Source organism: Marinobacterium profundum (genome assembly GCF_001528745.1).
Classification (GTDB): domain Bacteria; phylum Pseudomonadota; class Gammaproteobacteria; order Pseudomonadales; family Balneatricaceae; genus Marinobacterium_A; species Marinobacterium_A profundum.
This window is the reverse complement of record NZ_BCNS01000018.1, coordinates 47,580-64,922: the sequence shown is the minus strand read 5'-3', so window position 1 is coordinate 64,922 and position 17,343 is coordinate 47,580. Positions and strand designations below refer to the sequence as shown.

13 protein-coding genes are annotated in these 17,343 nt (G+C 55.6%); 9 read left to right on the top strand and 4 right to left on the bottom strand.

Going from position 1 to position 17,343, the window contains the following annotated elements; all coding sequences use genetic code 11:
- The first annotated feature begins 6 nt into the window (after window positions 1-6).
- The 3 genes from MPRO_RS01450 to MPRO_RS01440 all read left to right on the top strand — a co-directional run bounded on the left by MPRO_RS01450 (window position 7) and on the right by MPRO_RS01440 (window position 3,194).
- Window positions 7-975 carry a tripartite tricarboxylate transporter substrate binding protein gene (locus tag MPRO_RS01450; protein ID WP_067286140.1) on the top strand — a complete coding sequence of 323 codons (969 nt, stop codon included), beginning with the start codon at window positions 7-9 and terminating at the stop codon, window positions 973-975.
- Between the two features lie 157 nt (window positions 976-1,132).
- Complete coding sequence (locus MPRO_RS01445) at window positions 1,133-1,642, top strand: tripartite tricarboxylate transporter TctB family protein (RefSeq protein ID WP_067286138.1); 510 nt, start codon at window positions 1,133-1,135, stop codon at window positions 1,640-1,642.
- Window positions 1,643-1,676: 34 nt separating this feature from the next.
- Window positions 1,677-3,194, top strand: a complete 1,518-nt coding sequence (locus MPRO_RS01440) for a tripartite tricarboxylate transporter permease (RefSeq protein ID WP_067286137.1) — start codon at window positions 1,677-1,679, stop codon at window positions 3,192-3,194.
- A 169-nt stretch (window positions 3,195-3,363) separates the two neighbouring features.
- Here the strand turns inward: MPRO_RS01440 and hutU are convergent, their stop codons facing one another.
- The 4 genes from hutU to MPRO_RS01420 all read right to left on the bottom strand — a co-directional run bounded on the left by hutU (window position 3,364) and on the right by MPRO_RS01420 (window position 9,114).
- The gene (gene hutU / locus MPRO_RS01435; protein WP_067286135.1) at window positions 3,364-5,037 is read right to left on the bottom strand and encodes a urocanate hydratase; all 1,674 of its coding nucleotides are present in this window, start codon (window positions 5,035-5,037) and stop codon (window positions 3,364-3,366) included.
- A gap of 11 nt (window positions 5,038-5,048) precedes the next feature.
- Window positions 5,049-6,020 carry a formimidoylglutamase gene (gene hutG / locus MPRO_RS01430; protein ID WP_067286133.1) on the bottom strand — a complete coding sequence of 324 codons (972 nt, stop codon included), beginning with the start codon at window positions 6,018-6,020 and terminating at the stop codon, window positions 5,049-5,051.
- The gene (gene hutI / locus MPRO_RS01425; RefSeq protein WP_067286131.1) at window positions 6,013-7,278 is read right to left on the bottom strand and encodes an imidazolonepropionase; all 1,266 of its coding nucleotides are present in this window, start codon (window positions 7,276-7,278) and stop codon (window positions 6,013-6,015) included. The genes hutG and hutI overlap by 8 nt, the downstream gene beginning before the upstream one ends.
- Window positions 7,279-7,791: 513 nt before the next feature.
- Window positions 7,792-9,114 (bottom strand): YjiH family protein, encoded by a 1,323-nt coding sequence (locus tag MPRO_RS01420; protein ID WP_067286129.1) that lies wholly within the window; start codon window positions 9,112-9,114, stop codon window positions 7,792-7,794.
- A gap of 285 nt (window positions 9,115-9,399) precedes the next feature.
- Between MPRO_RS01420 and hutC the strand changes: the two genes are divergently transcribed.
- From hutC to MPRO_RS01390, 6 genes are all read left to right on the top strand, one after another.
- Window positions 9,400-10,110 carry a histidine utilization transcriptional repressor HutC gene (hutC, locus tag MPRO_RS01415; protein WP_067286127.1) on the top strand — a complete coding sequence of 237 codons (711 nt, stop codon included), beginning with the start codon at window positions 9,400-9,402 and terminating at the stop codon, window positions 10,108-10,110.
- A gap of 450 nt (window positions 10,111-10,560) precedes the next feature.
- Window positions 10,561-11,934, top strand: coding sequence for an MATE family efflux transporter (locus tag MPRO_RS01410; RefSeq protein ID WP_216821209.1), 1,374 nt, complete (start codon window positions 10,561-10,563; stop codon window positions 11,932-11,934).
- Between the two features lie 654 nt (window positions 11,935-12,588).
- Entirely contained in the window at window positions 12,589-13,719 is a 1,131-nt protein-coding gene (locus MPRO_RS01405) for an ABC transporter ATP-binding protein (RefSeq protein WP_245635004.1), read from the top strand.
- Window positions 13,720-13,773: 54 nt separating this feature from the next.
- The gene (locus MPRO_RS01400) at window positions 13,774-14,703 is read left to right on the top strand and encodes an ABC transporter permease (RefSeq protein WP_067286125.1); all 930 of its coding nucleotides are present in this window, start codon (window positions 13,774-13,776) and stop codon (window positions 14,701-14,703) included.
- Between the two features lie 15 nt (window positions 14,704-14,718).
- On the top strand, window positions 14,719-15,600 hold the full coding sequence (locus tag MPRO_RS01395) for a carbohydrate ABC transporter permease (RefSeq protein WP_067286123.1): 882 nt from the start codon (window positions 14,719-14,721) through the stop codon (window positions 15,598-15,600).
- A 115-nt stretch (window positions 15,601-15,715) separates the two neighbouring features.
- On the top strand, window positions 15,716-17,266 hold the full coding sequence (locus MPRO_RS01390; RefSeq protein WP_067286121.1) for an extracellular solute-binding protein: 1,551 nt from the start codon (window positions 15,716-15,718) through the stop codon (window positions 17,264-17,266).
- Window positions 17,267-17,343: the final 77 nt, after the last annotated feature.

Here is a 17,343-nt window from a genome sequence, read left to right as displayed (position 1 = left end):
GTTAGTATGAAATCACGCAAGCTTGTAAGCACATTGGCCAAAGCAATTATCACCAGCACCTTTATACTGGGTTCGATCGCCAGCGCCGCCAGCTATCCGTCCAAGCAGATTGAAGTCATAGTGCCCTATTCCGCCGGTGGCGGCACCGACCTGGTAACCCGGGCCTTTGCCGATGCCGCCAAACAGTACCTCCCCGAAGCTATGGGCGTCGTGAACAAGACAGGTGGCGGTGGCGCTGTAGGCCTGTCTGAAATAGTGCGTGCTCGCGCCGATGGATACCATATCGGCATGGGTACCGTTGAACTGGCGATGCTGCCGCACCTTGGAATGGTCACTTTCCAGGCTGAGGACTTTGTCCCTATCGCCCGTCTAAACGCCGAACCCAGCGCCATTTCAGTTAACGCCGACTCCCCGTGGCAGACCTATGACGAGTTCATTGCTCACGCCAAGGCCAACCCCGGCGCCATCCGCATTGGCAACTCAGGTACAGGCGCTATCTGGCACTTGGCAGCTGAAGCCCTCGCCGACAAGACCGGCACCCAGTTCAGCCACATCCCTTACGATGGCGCCAACCCTGCGGTTACAGCACTGCTCGGCGGACACATTGAGGCGGTTACTGTGAGCCCGGCTGAAGTGGCCAACCACGTTAAAAACGGCAAGGTTCGCATCCTGACGATTATGTCGGATGAGCGCATCGCCGGCTTCGAAGATATCCCGACACTCAAGGAAAGCGGTGTTGATCTGAGCATCATGACCTGGCGCGGTATCGTCGTTCCGAAGAAAACACCTGAAGACATTCAGATGGTTCTGCGTGACGCTGTAAAACAGACCGCCAACGATGACGGCTTCAAGAGCGCGCTGGCCAAAATGAACCTGACCCATGCCTACCTGGATGCGCCTGAGTTTCAGAAAACCATCAGCAGGGATGATGTATTTTTCAAAGACCTCATGAAGAAACTGGGACTGGGCAGCTAAGCGGTAGTCCTCCTAAAACCCGGTCTCTGTGCATCTGCATGGGCCGGGGCATCTGACGCTTAAGGCCGGCCCCAGGCCGGCCTTAAGCGCAAACACGACACTATAAGAATCAGGCAGCATAAGATCCGTACCAGGCTGCAGACAGAAGGTACCGCCCATGAGCGCGCAACAGGAAAAAAGCTGTCCTGGCTTTCAGATTCACAGCCGCTGGCTTGAGCTCAGCATACCGCTGATCACCATTGCACTGGCGTCTTTTGCACTTTTTACCGCATCGTTCTTTCCGGCATCGCTGTTAAAAACCGATGTTGGCCCCTCACGCTTCCCCATTGTCTACGCCATTTTGCTAATCGCACTCTGCCTGGGGTTAATCGTACTTATATTGCGCACCAAGAACGCAGCATCAACGGCCAAAATATCCCTGCGAGACTTTCGCACCGAAATCAAATCCGTCGTCGGCATAGTCGCTTCAGTTGCGAATTTCGTGCTGATCCCGCTGGTCGGTTTTCTAGTCGCCAACACTTTATATATGACCTGTCTCATATGGCTGCTCGGTTATCGCCATCGCCTCATGACGCCGCTGGTGGCCGTGGCCATCACCAGTCTCATCTATGTTGTTTTTTACTTCGGATTGAATGTTCCCTTGCCAGAAGGTGAATTACTTGATTAATCCTTCTGATTCCTGCTCGACAAGGAGAATATAAATGCAAGATTTCAGCATGCTCATCAACGGCGTATTGGCGCTGTTTGATCAGCCCATGTCACTGCTATTCGCCGTGCTTGGCGTCACTCTGGGTGTATTGCTCGGCATACTTCCAGGCCTTACAGCGACCATGGGCGTCGCTATACTGCTGCCCTTTACCTTCGGAATGGATCCGGTGCCAGCACTGCTGATGATTTCGGGTGTGTACTTCGGTGGCATCTATGGCGGCTCCATCACCGCGATTCTGCTGAACATCCCGGGTACGCCCGCCGCCGCCGCCACAGCGCTGGACGGCTACCAGCTGACCCGCCAGGGCAAGGCCGGCATAACCCTTGGCACCGCGACACTGTCGTCCTTTATCGGTGGCACCATCAGCATACTCATCCTGATATTCATGGCGCCGCTACTGGCCGACTTTGCGTTAAAGTTCAGCGCCGCAGAAAACTTTGCACTGGCTGTTTTCGGCCTTAGCATCATCGTCAGTATCTCCAGCCACTCCATGCTCAAGGGCTTGATTGCGGGCGGCATCGGCCTGCTGATCGCCACCGTGGGGCTGGACCCCATGAGCGGCTACCCGCGCTTCACTGGCGGCTTTAACGAGCTGATGAGCGTGCCCTTTATTCCGATCATGATCGGCCTCTTTGCCGCATCGGAAGCTTTCAAGTCGCTATCCGAAACCCAGGCCGCACGGTCCAGCGCCAGCGCCATCGGTCGCATCATCCCAAGCTGGAGCACCTTTAAGGGCCTGATTCCCACAATTCTGCGCTCAGCGGGCCTGGGCAGCTTTATTGGTTCCATACCCGGCGCCGGTGCCGACATCGCATCTTTCGTGGCCTACAACGAAGCCAAGCGTTTCAGCAAGAACAAGGAGAATTTCGGCAAGGGCGAGCTTCAAGGCGTTGCCGCCGCTGAGTCTGCCTCCAATGGCTGTACCGGCGGCGCGCTGCTGCCCATGCTGACCCTGGGTATTCCAGGCGATGCGGTTACCGCCGTCATGCTTGGCGCTCTGGTACTGCAGGGTCTGCAACCCGGCCCCATGCTCTTCGCCGAACATGGTGAGCTGGTATTTACGGTCTTTGCCGGCATGCTGTTCTGCTACCTGATACTGCTGGCCATTGGTCTTGCATCCCTGCGAATGGTGGTAAAGATCATCCGTATCCCCAAGGCGATACTGACACCGACCATTCTGTCGCTCTGCGTGGTAGGCACCTACGCCATCAACAACAGCGTATTTGATATAGCGATCATGCTGGCCGCAGGCATTGCCGGCTACATCATGCAAAAGCGTGATTTCCCGCCCTCGCCCATAGTGCTGGCGCTGATCATGGGACCCATGGCAGAAAGCAACTTCCGCCGGGCACTGTCACTGCAAGGCGGCAGCTATGACTTCCTCTATACCCGCCCTATCACAGTGGTACTGCTGTCCATCGCGCTGCTCACCCTGAGCTACCCGATTTACCGCAAGCTGCGCAGCAAACCCAAGGCACAGGCCGCGGCGGATGCGGCTTCAGGCCAGTAATTCAAACAGGCAATAAATGATCGATTGATGACGCAAGCCGACACTTGCGCCAGGCACAAAAAACAAGGCCTCCTTTCGGAGGCCTTGTTCGTTTTGAAGCCTGATCGAGCCATTGTTTAAGCAGGCTTGGCAGTCCCTTGCCGAGCCTTAGCCAACTGTAATGCCCAACTTAGCTCTCAAGCATGGGCAGATCAAGGCCCTGCTCTTTGGCGCAGTCAATAGCCAGGTCGTAACCGGCATCGGCGTGGCGCATGACACCGGTACCCGGATCATTGCGCAGCACACGGCCCAGACGCTTGTCCGCCGCCTCGGAGCCATCGGCCACTATGACCATGCCAGCGTGCTGGCTGAAGCCCATACCGACGCCGCCGCCGTGGTGCAGAGAGACCCAGGTGGCGCCGCCTGCCGTGCTGAGCAGTGCATTCAGCAGCGACCAGTCGGAGATGGCACCGGAGCCGTCTTTCATGGCTTCGGTTTCACGGTTCGGGCTGGTAACGGATCCGGAATCCAGGTGGTCGCGGCCAATTACGACCGGTGCCTTGAGTTCGCCACTGCGCACCATTTCATTGAACGCCTGCGCCAGACGGGCACGGTCCTTCAGGCCGACCCAGCAGATGCGTGCCGGCAGACCCTGGAAAGCAATGCGCTCGCGCGCCATGTCCAGCCAGTTGTGCAGGTGGGCATCGTCCGGGATCAGCTCCTTCACCTTCTGATCCGTCTTGTAGATATCTTCCGGATCACCGGACAGCGCCACCCAGCGGAAGGGCCCTATGCCTTCGCAGAACAGCGGACGAATGTAAGCCGGCACAAAGCCAGGGAAGTCGAAGGCATTCTCGACGCCCTTCTCTTTCGCCATCTGGCGGATATTGTTGCCGTAGTCCGTGGTGGCGGCACCGCGCGCCTGCAGCGCCAGCATTGCCCGTACCTGCACGGCCATGGATTCCTTGGCAGCATCCACCACAGCAGCTTCATCTTTCAGACGCATCTGTGCGGCATATTCCATGGTCCAGCCCTGGGGCAGGTAGCCGTTCAGCGGGTCATGGGCGCTGGTCTGGTCGGTGACTACGTCCGGCGTAATGCCGCGCGCAACCAGTTCCGGGAAAACATCGGCGCAGTTGCCCAGCAGGCCTATGGAAATGGCTTGGCCATTCGCCTTGGCGTCGTCGATCATCTGCAGCGCTTCATCCAGGCTGTAGGCCTTCTTGTCGACATAGCGGGTACGCAGACGGAAATCGATGCGGGTCTCGTCACACTCAACGGTGATGCAGGAGAAGCCGGCCATGGTGGCGGCCAGCGGCTGAGCGCCCCCCATGCCACCAAGGCCACCGGTCAGCACCCAGCGACCGGACGCATCGCCGCCAAAGTGCTGCTTGGCCATGGCAACGAAGGTCTCATAGGTGCCCTGGACTATGCCCTGGGAACCGATGTAGATCCAGGAACCGGCGGTCATCTGGCCGTACATCATCAGGCCCTTCTTATCCAGCTCGTTGAAGTGTTCCCAGGTCGCCCAGTGCGGTACCAGGTTAGAGTTGGCGATCAGCACGCGGGGCGCATCGGCGTGGGTCTTGAACACGCCCACCGGCTTGCCGGACTGAACCAGCAGGGTTTCGTCGTCCTCAAGACGTTGCAGCACTTCCACTATCTTGTCGTAGCATTCCCAGTTACGGGCGGCGCGGCCGATGCCACCGTACACCACCAGCTCTTCCGGGCGCTCGGCCACGTCTGGGTGCAGGTTGTTCATCAGCATGCGCATGGCGGCTTCGGTCAGCCAGCTCTTGCAGGTAATTTCGCTGCCGGTGGGTGCCTTGATGACACGGCTGGTATCGCGACGGGTATTGGTCATTTTTATGGGCCTCATTTAACAATACAGTGGAGAAGACGCGCGGCGACCCGGGCGGTCCAGTTATCAATATCAAAGGTCGGGTTATATTCCGCGACATCGGCAAGTGTGAGTTTTCCGGTGTGTCGGACTGACTCGATCAGGGGCTCCAGAACATCCAGACCTACGCCCCGGGGGGCCGGTGCACTAACGCCGGGCGCTACACTCGCCGGCAGTACATCCAGGTCTATGGTCAGGTACAGCAGGTCACAGTCGTCCATAAAGCGCTCGAGCTGCATACGGGCCTCGTCCAGCTGGTTGAGCCCCATGTCACTATCGCGGCGATAGCTGACATTCAGTTCATCCGCGCGTCTAAACAACGCGGATGTATTCGACAGTTCACTCACGCCCAGGCAGCAGTAGCGGAAATCCCAGCCCTGCTGCGCGCAGCGCTGCGCGATCTGATAAAAGGGTGTGCCGGAGCTGCAGCCATGAGTGTCCAGGCGCAGATCAAAGTGGGCATCGAAGTTGATGATGCCGATGCGCGGCATTATCGCGCCGACAGCCAACTGCGACTCGCAATGCTGTGCCAGACCCAGCCAGCTGCCATAAGCAACTTCGTGACCACCGCCCAGCACCAGCGGAAAATGCGATGCACCAAGGCACTGCTGCACCCGGCTGGCCAGGGCCTGATGAGCGGCATCAAGCTGCTCGGCCTGGCACAGCACATTGCCGGCATCCCAGGCGGAACGCTCAGGGTGCCAGGGCATGTTGGCCAGAGCGCGACGCAACAGATCCGGCGCCAGCCTGGCACCCACACGGCCCTTGTTGCGACGCACGCCCTCATCGGAACAGAAACCAATAATCGCCAGGCCTGCTGGGCTGCCTTCCTGCAGCGGTGCAATGACCTGGTGCAGGCGCGTGGCAAGCTCGGCCTGTTCTTCAGAATCGACGCGACCGCTCCAGAGGTCGCTGAAATTCTCCAGGCTGTAATTCGGCTCAAACATTACGCACCTCCCCTGCCACGATGCGCTCACGCACAAGATTGACGCCAAACTGATAGGCAAGCTCTGCCGGATGATCAATATCCCAGAGCACCATATCCGCCTGCATGCCTACCTTGAGTTCACCCACCTTGCCCTCAAGCCCCAGTCCTCTGGCGCCAAAACGGGTACAGCCGGCCAGGGCTTCTTCGGGCGTCAGGCGAAACAGGGTGCAAGCCATGTTCATCGCCAGGCGAATGGATGCCAGCGGTGAGGAGCCCGGATTCAGGTCCGTCGCCACCGCCATGCCGACGCCGTGCTGGCGCAGCAATTCGATGGGCGGAATCCGTGTCTCGCGCAGGAAATAAAAGGCACCGGGCAAAAGGGTTGCAACGGTACCGGCTGCGGCCATCCCCTGGACACCCTCTTCATCGAGCCACTCCAGGTGATCAACGGACCAGGCGCCGTAGCGGGCGGCCAGCGCAGCACCATGCAGATTCGATAGCTGTTCGACGTGGGCGCGCACACCCAGACCATGCTGCTGCGCCGCCTTGAATACGCGCTCACACTGGACTGGCGAAAAGGCGATGCTTTCGCAGAACACATCCACCGCATCCACCAGGCCTTCAGCCACGGCAGCCGGGATAATCTCGTTGCAGATCAAGTCAATATAGCCATCGGCGTTACCGGAAAATTCCGGCGGCAGCGCATGGGCGGCCAGCAGCGAGGTCGATACCCGCACCGCGTTGCGCTCACCCAACCGGCGTGCCGCCCGCAGCATTTTCAGCTCATCATCAAGACTCAGGCCGTAACCGGACTTGATCTCGACCGAGGTCACGCCCTCGCGCATCAGCGCCTGCAGGCGCGGCTCGGACAGGCGAACCAGCTCCTCAACCGTCGCGCTGCGCGTGGCTCGCACGGTAGAAATAATGCCGCCGCCATTGCGGGCGATCTCTTCGTAGCTGGCGCCCTTGAGGCGCTGCTCGAACTCCTGCGCCCGGCTGCCAGCAAACACCAGATGGGTGTGCGCATCCACCAGGCCCGGCGTCATCCAGCCACCGCGGGCATCGATGATCTCGGCCGATACCGCGGACACATCAAAGGCAGCCATGGGAGCTATGGCGGCTATACAGCCATCACGCACGCCTATCGCCTGGGCAGCCAAGGCACCGTAGCTCGCCTGGACAGCAGCATCGAAGGTCGCGAGGTTTGCATTGATCCAGATTCGCTCACAGGTATCGAACACTGCGTTCACCTTGGGGTTAATAGTTTGTATATACATATGTATATCACAATATTCTCAGAAGGCAAAAATTTTTACACAATAAATTTTCACAATGGCTGGCAGGTCGTTTCACGCTAACGCCTCAATACCTCAGCGGGAACAACCTAACTATTTGTATTTAAAAACATAATCAATCCAATAGTGCTATCGTCAGCTCTCCGGCAAGCGGCTGCTCAGACAGTCTCAAAGACTCTTGCGGGATAGGCGCCGCTAGTTCCCGGATACAGCGCCCTCTGCCATCAAGTCCCGCCTGAGACGATAATTCGGATTTTTTGTATATACATTAAATCCCGCACCTCAATCGCAGCGTACTGACAGAAAGCTAAAGTGCAGCGGGATATCGGATTCCAGCATGGCGTTGGCGCTTTCGGTGAAGAAGATGAACCGGATACTCGACAGGGTCCAATCGATGATCCGGCTCTGTGTGAGGGTGCAACAACAAACAAAAAAGCCCGGAACGGCGAGAACCGTTCCGGGCTTTTCAACGTGATGCCAGCGCCAGGCAGCGTCTTAACTCAGCAGATGCTGCGCATAGAAGGCAAAGGGTGAGGACAGCAGGATGGTCAGGGCCACACGCTGATACCAGATCATCAGCATCTGGCGGATGGTCAGTGGAATCTCGGTCGACAGGATGCAGGGGATAGACGCCGAGAAGAACAGGATCGATGAAATGGCCACAGCGCCGGTGACAAACTTGCTGGCGATGGCGCCATCGGCCATCAGCAATGCCGGCAGGAACATTTCCGCCAGGCCCGTGGCCGAGGCCTTGGCCACCAGCAGCGCATCCGGCAGCTGCGCCAGGGCCGTGAAGGGGTAAAACAGGTAGCCCATCCAGTCGAACAGCGGCGTGTACTTGGCCAGCAGCAAACCGATCAGGCCCACCGACATAATTGAGGGCAGAATGCTCATGGCCATCAGCACGCCTTCGCGCAGGTTGACGCCGATATTGGTCAACAGGGGCTGCGCCTGGCGATTAGCCTCCAGGCCTTCAATCAGCGCCTGCTTCAAACGCGAATGTTGCAACACCTCCGACTCCGGTGACGCGGCGCTATCATCCATTTTCGACAGCGGGAAGATCCGCACCGTGATGGCGGTCACCAGGAAAGTGACCAACAGCGTCGACCAGAAGAACAGGTTCCAGATATCCATCAGCCCCAGGGTCTTGGCCACGATCACCATAAAGGTGGCTGAAACCGTGGAGAAACCGGTGGCAATAATGGCCGCTTCCTTGGCGGAATACTGGCCGGACTTGTACACCCGGTTGGTAATCAGCAGGCCTATGGAGTAGCTGCCGACAAAGGATGCCACCGCATCGATGGCAGATTTTCCCGGCGTCTTGAACAGCGGCCGCATGATCGGCTGGCAGAGCACACCGATCAGCTCCAGCAGGCCGTAGCTGATCAGAAAGGCCAGAAAGATGGCCCCCAGGGGCACGATCAGCCCCACCGGGACCACCAGCTTGTTGAACAGGAAGGGCAGCATGTCCTTTTCGAACAGGGCCGCGGGCCCGAACTCGAAATAAGCCATCAGCGACACCAGCACGCCGCCGAGCTTGAGAAATGAAAATACCATTTGAGTACTGTTGTCACGCCAGGTGCCGCGCACAAAGGGGTAGAGCCCGCCGGCGACTATGATCAGCAGTGCGTAGATAGCCGCGCCCCCGGCCTGATTGCCTCGGATCCAGGATACGATGTGATCCAGCACAATGGTGGACTTGCCGCCCAGATCCACCGGCACGAAAAAAAAGAAGATACCCAGCGCACTGAAACTGATCAGCTTGAGTAAAGACAACGGATTTGGGGACGTCACGTCCAGAGCCTCGTTGGTGTTCATTGGTTTTGCCTGTCTTATTGTAGGAAGCGCTGCGCGGGCCCGTCTGTCACGACGCCCTCACCCGTTGACACTTCGAAGCTGACGCCCCCTTGCAGGTGGTCGTCAATGAGCCTCAATTCCATTTGTCTGCATATGTATATACATTAATGGCAATAAGGTAAACTCATTTGTGATTTTTTCCGTCTTGCCAGGGCCTGGCACCGCGCCCTGACTTATCCAGCCTGCGTTGTGGGCAAGTATCGAAGTATATACAATCGATGGTTTTCCGATCCTTGGGGATAACGGGTGAGCAACAAGCCGCGCTACCAGCAGATCAAGAGCTTTATCCTCGATGGGATCAAGCAGCAGACCTACCGCCCGGGCGGCAAGATTCCAACTGAAAACGAGCTGGCGCAGCAGTTCGCTGTCAGTCGCATGACAGTCAACAAGGCCATCCGCGATCTGGTACAGGACAACATGCTGGTGCGTTATCCGGGCCTTGGCACCTTTGTCACCGATGCCAAGGCGGAGTCGCCGCTGGCCGATATCAAGAACATTGCCGAAGAAGTGCGACAGCGCGGTCATGACTATGACTGTCGCATCATCAAGCTGCGCGAGACCGCCGCCAGTGAGTCAGTCGCCATGCAGATGGGCATTCCCATAGGTACACCGGTATATCGCTCGGTGATAGTGCACCTGGAAAACACACTGCCTATCCAGCTGGAAAACCGCTATGTGATCGCATCATCGGTGCCGGGCTATCTGGAACAGGACTTTACTCAGCACACGCCCAACGAATACCTCTCAAAAATGTGCCCCATTTCCAGTATCGAGCATATAGTCGAGGCGGTGCTGCCGAGCGACAAGGTGCAGGAACTGCTGGATATAGACGCCAATACCCCCTGCATTCAGGTCAATAGGCGCACTTGGTCCGACAACCGTCTGATTAGCTTCGCCAGCCTCACTCATCCGGGTACCCGCTACAAGTTGCGTTCCATAACGACCCTCAGCGCCTAGCAGCCTGTCGGACTTAACGCTAATCTACTGCGGAAAAGCCGACAGGCTGCTAGCGCCAAAAAGCCCTGCAGGGCAGCAAGCACAGGCAACTCCGCCGCCCTTTCTGCCCGCTATCCCACCCCTCCCTTGACGACCTGAACCCCAGGCCTGAGCTCAACCTGCACGCCCTTAATAGGCCTGAAAAATATTTGTTGTATTGTAGGACAAATAAAATTAACGTAGACAACGTTCCAAACTTCGAAAGACCCTAGGCGCCCCCGGATTCATAACAGAATCGTGGCTGCTGCATCGATGACAGTTTTTATTAACCCCATAACAGGTGCTCCATCGCAGACGCCATAAAGGCGCATGTGCGCGCGCCCATGCCCGCTTCAACGCTGTGCCCTAAGCCAGCTCTGGAGTCGGGTTGTGCGCCAAACGAATTACACTCGCTAGCGGCAGGATTTCCCAGTGCCCATACTCAGCAATAATATAAAAACCAACTTCTCATTAGCCTGGCCTTTGGCGATCAACGCCGTGTTGATGCAGTCCATGCTGATGATAGATACCCTTCTCGTGGCGCCACTGGGTGAACATGCCCTGGCCTCCATGGGCATCGCCACGACCATTATGGCGTTCATGCTCGGCATCCAGCACGCACTCGCCAATGGCACCCAGCTGATTATTGGCCGAGCCCATGGCTCGGGGCTGCAGCCAGCCATATCAACCGCATTCTGGGCAGGCCTTTGCATCAACATCATAGCCGCGCTCCTTTTCTGGTGTGCCATTACAATCTTTGGCCAGAAAATCGTTGCCATGGTGTCCGACAGCCCAGGACTGCAGCAGCAGTCTTTCGCCTACCTTGGCATCATTAAATATATTCTGATCGCAGCCAGCATAACCCAGGTTTTAACCGTGTTTTTCAATGCTCGCGGCAATACCAGAACACCCCTTAAGGGCTTTGTGCTGGAGCTTCCCGTCAATGTCGTTATCAGCTACTGCCTTATAAACGGCTTGGGTGTGATCCCTGCGCTGGGCCTGGAGGGTGCCGCCTGGGGCAGCCTTGCGGCCATCAGCCTCAGGCTGCTGTTTCTCGTCCATGCCCTGCACAAAGGCTATAACCTGAGTCACAGTGCGCTGCGCGCCCGCACCTTTATGGCGGACGCCATGCGCCACCTTGGTGAAATAGCCCCCATTACGGCGAACTTCATCATTCTGTCCGTGGGCATGACTATCTACCAGCTCATCTATGCACAACTGAATATCTACGACTACGTCGCCATTACCCTGATATTTCCGTGGATACGCATCGGTACCCAATTCATAACCGCCTGGGCCCAGGCGGCGGCGATCACCATCAGCCAGGCCCTGGGTAACAGGGAAACCGGCCACCTCGGTTATTTCATCCGGGAATGCACTCAGGTCGCACTGGTTGCATCACTCTTTATCACACTGTGTTTCTACCTGCTAAGCCGATCAATGGGGCTCATTTATCCTGCTATAGAGCCCGAAACACTGACAGCCCTGGCAGCCATTGCACCTCTGTATATACTCATGCCCATTGCGCGTACCTATAACACCCTGTGCGGCCATATACTGCGCTCCATCGGCAAAAGCATGCAGGTGCTCAGAGTACATTTCGTGACCCAGTGGCTGATCAGCATTCCGGCCTGCGCCATTCTGGTCATTGGCTTTGACGCCTCCATATTCTGGGCATTCGCCATGATTCCGCTGGAAGAACTGCTCAAAGCCTTGCCGCTGTATCGACTGTTAAAGCGCAACGCCAGCAGCCTGTCCCAAGCAGGCTCAATAGCCTCATCTCAAACGCCTGCCAAGCGCCGCTGAAGCACGCCTTAAAGACCTCACAAACAGGTTTTAACGCTCCCTGGAGCAGAGTAGCCAGACAAGCGGAGCTCCGTTTGCCTGGCTACTGATGCTCGACGAAGAGCGGTATTAGTGTCTCTTATTCACTTCATAAAATTCATATTGTAATATCATTCAAATAATAATATTTAGCGCATAAATTCAGTAATTTATATTATTTACTTTAAAAACAGTAGCTTAATGTAAAAACACATAATCCTAATCTGTATTTACAACCCAGATATCCAGTGATATTGTATGACAATACAAATTGATGACTCGACGCTAACAATAAGACTTACTGCGAGGGCACCATGCACAACATCACTCAGAACACACGGCATCTGCGCCCCGCCACCCAGGCGGCCCTCACCTGTGCAGTCATGGTGTTTCGAACCAACAAAACAGACAAGCGGACTAGCCTTGCGATTACCCGCAACAGCCTCTGCGCTGCTGACAATCGACGCCTCCACTCAGACAACTATCTACCCAGCACTATCACTCTGACGGACAAATACCCCCTGGGTTAAACCGGCCGTTAACAGCCATTGCAGTGTAAAAAGCTGAACGAATATCCATTCAGCCAAGACTGCCAGGCAGCCTGCATTACTAAAAAAACAATCGGACACAAAGCTCATGAACTCAGCAAATGTCACCCTCTCAGTGTCAAATGTCTCTTTGAAGAAAGTGTACAAACGCTACGGCAGCACCGAGATAGTCAAAGGAATTGATCTTGAAATTGGCGCACATGAGTTTGTCGTTCTAGTCGGCCCTTCCGGCTGCGGCAAATCGACGACATTGCGCATGATTGCCGGCCTGGAAGAAATATCCGACGGTACCGTTAGCATTGGCGAGCGCGTCGTTAACAAAATCCCGCCCAAGGATCGCGATGTGGCGATGGTATTCCAGAACTACGCGCTCTATCCCCACCTTAGCGTTGCCGAGAACATTGCCTTTGGTTTGAAGCTGCGCAAAACACCGAAGGATCGAGTCAAGGCAGCGGTCGACGAAGCCTCCTCCATTCTGAGTCTTGACCCCTACCTGGAACGCAAACCCTCTGATCTGTCAGGCGGTCAGCGTCAACGCGTAGCTATGGGCCGCGCTATAGTGCGGCATCCGAAGGTGTTCCTGTTTGACGAACCGCTGTCAAATCTTGATGCGAAACTGCGCACCCAAATGCGGGCCGAAATAAAACGACTGCATAAGCGACTGCAGGTCACCACCGTATACGTTACCCACGACCAGGTTGAAGCCATGACCCTGGCCGATCGCATCGTGATAATGCGCGACGGAAAAATCGAACAAATTGGCACACCAATGGATGTGTTCCTGCATCCGGCCAATACATTCGTGGCAAGCTTTATTGGCAGCCCGCCGATGAACCTGCTCGACGGCAAAATTCGCAAAAGTGATGGGAAGGTTGCCATCGAACTGAATGATGGTTGTATCGTTCCCGTGCCCCACAAGGACGGCATGTCCTTTACAGACGGGCAGGAAGTTCGCGTAGGGTTCAGACCCGAGGATCTTGATGTCGTCGTCAATGATCAGAACCACACCGCGCCCATGAACTGCAGCGTGGACCTGGTTGAGCCTCTGGGCTCGGAAGCACTGCTGCACCTGCAGATCGCAGGCCAGAGTGCGGTCGCCAAAACCACGAGTCATGGCCGCAGCAGCGATATGTCTGGCATTGCCAATACCACACAGGTATTCGGCAATCTCAAGCATCTGCATATTTTCGACCGGGCAAGCGAGCAATCGATCTACTAAATCCGCCGCACGCCGGATGGAATTCATGTGAAGCCTGATTGAGCAGAGGACATTATGTCGTCGAATATAAATAATAAAATCACTGGGATAGGACAGATTCTCCGCAAAGACTGGCAGCTTTATCTGCTGCTGGCGCCGATGGTGATCTGGTTTATTGTCTTTCTGTATACGCCCATGGCGGGCTTACAGATTGCATTTAAAGACTTCAGCCTTTTTAAAGGCATATATGGCAGTACCTGGGTAGGATTCGAGCACTTCCAGACACTGTTCAATGACGAGCTATTTATTCGTTCCATTGGCAACACCTTTCTGATTAGCCTGTACAGTCTGGTTTTCGCCTTTCCAATGCCGATCATTCTGGCGCTCATGTTCAATGAACTGCATCATGCCATGTTCAAGAAAACAGCCCAGACGATCGCTTACCTGCCGCACTTTATTTCCGTCGTTATCGTTGCCGGCATGGTGGTGAGCTTTCTTTCACCAACCACAGGTATCGTTAACCTGGTGCTCGACTATTTCGGTTTTGAAAAAACCTACTTTCTGACCAACCCGGACTACTTCAGACCCATTTTCATTGGTTCAACCATGTGGAAGGAAGCCGGTTTCGAGTCCATCGTTTATCTTGCCGCCATTGCCGGTGTTAACCCGTCGCTCTACGAGTCGGCCCGGGTCGATGGTGCCAGCCGCTGGCAGCAGATCTGGCGCATTACGCTACCCAGCATCCTGCCCACCATCATTATCATGCTGATCATCCGCATCGGTAACTTGGTAGAGGTTGGTTTCGAATACATCATCCTGCTTTACCAGCCGGCGACCTTCGAGACCTCTGACGTTATCAGTACCTTTATTTACCGGGTAGGTCTGCAGGGCAGCCAGTACGACATCGCCACAGCAGCCGGACTCTTTAACGCCGTTATCGCCTTTATCCTGGTGTACTCAGCCAACCGGATAAGCCGAAAACTTTCATCGTCTTCGTTGTGGTAAGGGTGGAGAAATACTATGTCCAGTTTTAATCTTTATTCACGCGGCGATAAGGTATTTGGCATTATCAACGCGACCTTGCTCACACTCTTTGTACTGAGCACGCTCTATCCGTTTATCTATATAGCGGCATCGTCCATCAGTTCGGGTCTGGCGGTCACATCCGGTGATGTGCTGTTATTCCCCAAGGATATTACCTTCGCAGCCTATGATCGTGTACTGAGCGACCCGGTGTTCTGGACATCCTATGCCAACACCATGTTCTATACGATATTTGGCACCCTTGTCAGCCTGGCAATCATTATTCCGGGAGCCTATGCCCTGTCGCGCAAGCGCCTACTGGGTCGCCGCTACCTGAACTTTTTTGTCGCCTTTACCATGTGGTTTCATGCCGGCATGATCCCCTTCTTCCTGAACATCAGGGATCTGGGGTTGCTGGACTCACGTATCGGCATACTGATTGCGTTCGCCTGCACGGCTTTCAACATTATTCTGCTGCGTAACTTCTTTGAATCCATTCCGGAATCCTTCGAAGAAGCCGCCAAGATGGATGGTGCCAACGAGTTCACTCTGCTGTGGAAAGTCTATATCCCGCTCTCCAAACCAGCCCTGGTGACCATTGCACTCTTCTGCATCGTTGCACGCTGGAACGGTTATTTCTGGGCCATGGTTCTGCTGCGCGACGAAGACAAGATACCCCTGCAGGTGTACCTGAAGAAAATAATCATCGAACTCAATATGGACGATCAGTTCGCCAGCTCGCTGATTAACAGTGAATACTCTTTCGAGACCATCGTTGCCGCCATTATCGTTGCATCGATAATCCCGGTACTGGCTGTATACCCGTACCTGCAGAAGCATTTTAACAAGGGCATCATGATGGGTGGAGTCAAGGAATAAACACCTGACAACCTCCTGTTTTGATTGAATAAAAATATTACCAGAAGCTGTTTGACGCGGCGCTAAAAGCGCCGCGCTAATACATAAGGCAAGTAGCCAACATCGGAGAATAATAATGATCAAACGTCTGTTACCCATGCTTGTTGCAGGGATTGTCAGTGCCTCTGTACCCACCACCAGCGCCGCGGCGACCGATGACTATCGCATCAGTGAAAAGCCGCTGGAAATGACCATCCACATGCACTTTCGCGACAAGTACGCCTGGGATGAAAACTGGCCTGTTGCCCTCAAGGCGGCGGAAATGACCGGCATCACCCTAAAGGGCGTTGCCTCCCGCGTAGGCACCAACAGCCAGGAGATGTTCAACCTGATGATGGTGGCCGGCGATCTTCCCGATGTAGTGGGAGGCGACGCCCTCAAGGACAATTTTTTCAAGTACGGCATGGAAGGCGCCTTCCTGCCGCTGAATGACCTTATCGACGAACATGCCCCGCATCTGAAACAAATGCTGGCGGACAACCCCTCCATCAGAAAGGCCATCACAGCGCCCGATGGCAATATCTACTACATCCCCTATATTCCGGACGGAAAATCGGCACGCGGCTACTTCATTCGCCAGGACTGGCTCGACACACTGGGGTTGAAACAGCCGCAGAATGTCGATGAGCTTTATGAAGTACTCACAGCCTTTCGCAACAAGGACCCCAACGGCAATGGCAAGATGGATGAAGTACCCTACTTTGCTCGCCAGTGGCCAGAGCTGATCCGACTCGTCACCCTGTGGGATGCCCGCTCCACCGGATCCGATGCCTATCACGAGTTTTACATCAAGGATGACACAGTCCGCTATGGTTACGCCGACACAGAATACCGCGTGGCTATCCGTAATTTGGCGAAGTGGTACCAGGAAGGCCTGATTGATCAGGAAATCTTTACACGCGGCGCACGCTCGCGTGAATTCCTGCTGGGCAATGACCTGGGCGGCATGACCCACGACTGGTTCGCCAGCACCTCGGGGTACAACGAATCCCTTGCAGACAAGGTGCCCGGCATCAACCTGGTGCCCTTCGCTCCGCCAGCCAGCCCCACGGGCGTGCGCATGGAAGAGAACGGCCGCATTGAGGTCAAACCCGATGGTTGGGCTATCTCCCATGCCAACGAGCACCCGGTCGAGACCATCAAGTATTTCGACTTCGTCTTCACCGATACCGGTCGCAACCTGTTCAACTTCGGTGTCGAAGGTGAGCACTGGAATATGGTCGATGGAAAAGCAAAATTCACGCCTGAAGTGCTTAACTCCGACAAACCCGTTAACGCCCAGATGTGGGAAATAGGCGCACAGATCCCGGTCGGCTTTCACATGGATTACTCCTACGAGCGCCAGTGGACCAACGACATAGCCCTGGCTGGCATCGATATGTACGAAAAAGGGGATTACATCATTCCGCAATTCAGCGGTATCGCCATGACGGTTGAGGAACGCAAGATCTACGACAAGTACTGGCCCAACATACTGACCTACATGCTGGAAACTCAGCAGGCCTGGATACTGGGTTCGCGGGACGTCGATGACGACTGGGATAACTACATGAAGCGAATCAACGACTTGGGCTTCGAAAAGGTCCAGGCAGCGCTGCAGTCAGGCTATAACCGTCAGTACAAGTAACCTTTGATCGCCGCGCACAGTGCCTATAAGTGCGCGGCCTTTCAAGCGCATCAATGCAGAGCCCCGCATGCATCCCC

Excerpts from the sequence above, each read along its gene's own strand:
- hutG (WP_067286133.1), bottom strand. The coding sequence starts at position 6,020 with ATGTTTGAGCCGAATTACAGCCTGGAGAATTTCAGCGACCTCTGGAGC.
- MPRO_RS01445 (WP_067286138.1), top strand. The coding sequence starts at position 1,133 with ATGAGCGCGCAACAGGAAAAAAGCTGTCCTGGCTTTCAGATTCACAGC.
- MPRO_RS01420 (WP_067286129.1), bottom strand. The coding sequence starts at position 9,114 with ATGAACACCAACGAGGCTCTGGACGTGACGTCCCCAAATCCGTTGTCT.
- MPRO_RS01390 (WP_067286121.1), top strand. The coding sequence starts at position 15,716 with ATGATCAAACGTCTGTTACCCATGCTTGTTGCAGGGATTGTCAGTGCC.
- MPRO_RS01440 (WP_067286137.1), top strand. The coding sequence starts at position 1,677 with ATGCAAGATTTCAGCATGCTCATCAACGGCGTATTGGCGCTGTTTGAT.
- hutU (WP_067286135.1), bottom strand. The coding sequence starts at position 5,037 with ATGACCAATACCCGTCGCGATACCAGCCGTGTCATCAAGGCACCCACC.
- MPRO_RS01450 (WP_067286140.1), top strand. The coding sequence starts at position 7 with ATGAAATCACGCAAGCTTGTAAGCACATTGGCCAAAGCAATTATCACC.
- hutI (WP_067286131.1), bottom strand. The coding sequence starts at position 7,278 with ATGTATATACAAACTATTAACCCCAAGGTGAACGCAGTGTTCGATACC.
- MPRO_RS01405 (WP_245635004.1), top strand. The coding sequence starts at position 12,589 with ATGAACTCAGCAAATGTCACCCTCTCAGTGTCAAATGTCTCTTTGAAG.
- MPRO_RS01400 (WP_067286125.1), top strand. The coding sequence starts at position 13,774 with ATGTCGTCGAATATAAATAATAAAATCACTGGGATAGGACAGATTCTC.
- MPRO_RS01395 (WP_067286123.1), top strand. The coding sequence starts at position 14,719 with ATGTCCAGTTTTAATCTTTATTCACGCGGCGATAAGGTATTTGGCATT.